Annotated in this window: 2 protein-coding genes and 2 pseudogenes; all 4 read right to left on the reverse strand. The window is 64.7% G+C overall.

Annotated features, from left to right (window positions below):
- Positions 1-80: 80 nt before the first annotated feature.
- A pseudogene (locus ABZ818_RS42595) lies at positions 81-215 on the reverse strand (IS5/IS1182 family transposase); the annotation flags it as partial.
- Positions 216-612: 397 nt separating this feature from the next.
- Complete coding sequence (locus tag ABZ818_RS42600) at positions 613-1,578, reverse strand: reverse transcriptase domain-containing protein (protein ID WP_361427657.1); 966 nt, start codon at positions 1,576-1,578, stop codon at positions 613-615.
- Positions 1,579-2,172: 594 nt separating this feature from the next.
- A pseudogene (locus tag ABZ818_RS42605) lies at positions 2,173-2,495 on the reverse strand (transposase family protein); the annotation flags it as partial.
- Positions 2,496-2,529: 34 nt separating this feature from the next.
- Positions 2,530-3,249, reverse strand: coding sequence for a hypothetical protein (locus ABZ818_RS42610; protein WP_361427660.1), 720 nt, complete (start codon positions 3,247-3,249; stop codon positions 2,530-2,532).
- Positions 3,250-3,488 lie beyond the last annotated feature (239 nt).

Consider the following 3,488-nt stretch of genomic DNA (forward strand, 5'->3'; position numbering starts at 1 on the left):
GTCACGCGACGGCCCGTCCTCCAACGGCAGAGGACATTACGGGCGAACAGCCGCACCGATCAGCGACCGAAACCCGCTGACGAATCGAGGTCAATGACCACCTGATGGTTGGTGGAGTAGCGGTAATTCTTCGACTGCTCGGCCACATTGTGGTCCCGGGTGGGGACCAGGTGGGTATTTTCGTTCCCCGGTAGGAGTAGTAGACGATCTTTACTGCCCCCGGGTTGAACAGAGTTACCTCGCAGGTGGCGGGCCACCATCCGTCGCTGGTGTTCTTGCGGCGGATTTCCTTCCAGTTGGTTCGCCGATGCTTTCGGCGGAGCCATCCAAAGACCTGCTTCCAGGTGTAGGCCCGCAGGTAGTTGAAGGTCGCCTTCGATGAACCGTGCTTGAATTAGGCGGTCCAGCCCCGCAGCACCTGGTTGAGTTGGTGCAGCAAGGCATCGAGCGGCAGGTTCACGTCCTGCCAGCACAACTTCTTCACCTTGGCCATGATGGAGCGAAGCGCCTTCTTGGCTGGATAGAGGTAGACGAAGTGTTTGCTGGTGCCTCGTTTCCGGTGACGCTGGATGCGCCAGCCGAGAAAGTCGAGACCGTCCTCGATATGGGTGATCAGTGTCTTCTCCCGCGACAGGCGCAGCCCATCGTGGTGAAGAGCACGATCGCGATCTCCTCGCGCAGGGCCTCAGCATCGGCTCGGGTGCCTGAGACCGCCAGGCACCAGTCGTCCGCGTACCGGATCAACCGGTAGTTGGGCAGACCGTGACGGCGGCGCTTCGCCTGCTGGTATTGCTTGACACGAGGTCCGCCCGGCGACTGGGCGATGAACTCGTCCAGCACGGACAGGGCCACGTTGCTCAGCAACGGTGAGAGGATCGATCCTTGCGGGGTACCGGCATCGGTTGCTCTTAGGGCCTTGTCCTCGCCGAGGATGCCCGCCTTGAGGAACGCCTTCACCAAGACCAGAACACGCTTGTCTCTCACGCGCTTTCGCACCCTGTCCATCAAAGCAGGGTGCGAAATTTCGTCGAAACAGGCGGCGATGTCGCCTTCCACGATCCACTCATAGGAACGGGATGTCAGGTGACGGACGTCCGCTACCGCGTCCTGGGCCCGGCGCTTCGGACGGAACCCGTAACTCTGGGGGTGAAAATCCGCCTCGAAGATCGGCTCCAGTACCAGTTTCAAGGATGCTTGGACCACCCTGTCGGTGACCGTCGCGATCCCAAGGCGGCGGAGTTTCCCATTCGCCTTGGGAATGAGTCGCTCACGCACCGGCAACGGGCGGAAACTGCGGTCCTTCAGCGACGACCGCAGTTCGTCGAGGAATCCCTCGGCCCCTCGCTCTGCCTCGATGTAGTGGACGGTTCGCCCGTCCACTCCGGCGGTGCGAGCACCCTTGTTGCCCCGCACCCGAGCCCACGCGACAAGAAGGAACGCGGGATCGGACACGAGATTGAACAGATCGTCGAACCTGCGATGAGGATCACCGCTGGCCCACTGGTGCAGCTTGGTCTGAATCCCCAGTACCCGGCGCTCGGCCCAATACAAGGCCGACTCCAGTTCGTCGGTGTTCACCAACGGCCTCCTGGCATTCCAGTCTCCTCCCTGCTGACTTGCTGGTCCCCTTCGCCATGTACGCACCTCTCGCGCGCTCGGACTACTACGAGACCTCCGCCCCATCCCGCGGCCCTCGGCCGGCGACGGGCCTGCCCTGGACCAAGCTGGCTGCCCGGTCCGGAGGGCGACCGAGGATGGTTCCCACGTTCACTCGATGACCAGTTGACGAGGGAGATGCCCAGCTCTTGCTCCGGCAGCATCGCCACGACTACGCCGCAGTCCTTCATCGTGACCTCCTCACCGACGGCACTACGCGGCTTCGGAGTTGACCGCCAGAGCGGTCACGCACTGCATCCCGGCCCATATCCACCAGGTTGGAGCCGGTTCGTCGCTTACGGAGCTTTGCCACTGGTTCCTCGCGTACACCTTCTCGTCTCGCTTGCCGGACCCGTACCGTCTGGCAGTGCCAGTACGTCCCGGCGTTGTCAGGGCTGCTTCCCACCCTCACCGACGTCCCCCGGATCAGGCTGCCCTCAGCTTCAACCGGACTGCTGCGACAGCCCGGTGGCGGAGTCCTTTCACCCCCGCCCGGTCATCAAGCGCCTCGTGGCGCACGGTGCCGTCCACGATCAGCACCGCGAATCGCTTTCGCGGCTGGAGCGCGAACTTCGGGCCGAGGTGGTCGATGACGCGGTCGGCGCGGACTTCGACACCCCGAAGAGCAGGGCCAGTTGTCGCAGCGTCAGGTTCGTCCGCCAGTACGCTGCCACCAGCAGCACACGGTCCTCCAACGACAGCTTCCAAGGTCGTCCCCGGCCGGAGGCGTCGGCGCCCTCGCGCCGCAGCTGAGCCACCAGCTTGCCGAAGGCGCGCGGGCTCAGCCCGGTGAACGGGGCTATCCAGGGCGGCTCCGACGCCGTAATCACACCAACCACGGCCAAGATCATCGCAGACGTTGCTGCGAACCGATTAAGGAGCCAGTGCGACAGAAACGCTGGCCAGGCGGTCGCGCGATAGAGCGAGGTTTGCGGGGTTGCGAACCGAGTACTCGCCGTCGTTGATGCGGACACCGCGTTCGGTGGTCGTCCAGCGCGCCGGACCCCACAGGCCCTGGGCTTCGAGGAGGGCGGCGGCCAGCGTGTCGGCGGCGTCGGCTCCAGCGCGGGCCCGCAAGGCAGCCGCCAGGCGATCCTTCGCATCGTCCGGTGGGGCGTCGTCGCCGAGGGCGGGCAGCAGGAGCAGCAAGCGGGCGTGGGAGTCTGTGGTGGTGCCGCCGGGCAAGGCGTTGCCCGCCGCTGCGACCAACTCCGGCCAGGACAGGCCGGGGCCCATGAAGTGGCCTTCCTCCGTGGCGAGGAGCTCGACCCGATCCCAGTCGGGGTGGTGCAGGAGATAGTCGACGCCCTCGTCCTCCTCGAACGTGCGGTAGACGATATGAAGGCGGTGGCCGGCCCATAGTGGGATGGTGAATGTGGGCCAGTCGGCCTGCTCGAACAACCGGCGCTGGAAAGCTCCGGCCGCCTCGTAGTCGGCTCCGTACAGCAGCTCCTCCACGTCTGTGCTGTCCGCCCAGTTGTGGAGGTGTACCAGCCAGAACGATCGCTCGTTCAGCAGCTCAGGCCGGTGAGTGAACGGCTCATCGCCGTAACCCGGCAACCGGGCAGGGTGCAGATCCGCGCTGTTCGTCACAGAGGTCATCATGCCGCCCGGCGTTGCTGAGACGATAGTTCGATAGTTACGGGACAGCTCTTAGTACTGCAACCGCATCTGGGGTGACGATCAACGGCGTCTGTCGTTGATGTGACTGTGTGCTGATGGGTTGACGGTCGAGCGGGTTGAGTCGTGGTCCGAGGGGATGGCCGGGCTGCATGCCCGGTTCGCCCACCGTTTTGGCAGGTCCGAGCCGCGCGAGCGTGCACTGGACTACC

The sequence above is a fragment of the Streptomyces sp. NPDC047453 genome, from assembly GCF_040643155.1.
Taxonomy (GTDB): domain Bacteria; phylum Actinomycetota; class Actinomycetes; order Streptomycetales; family Streptomycetaceae; genus Streptomyces.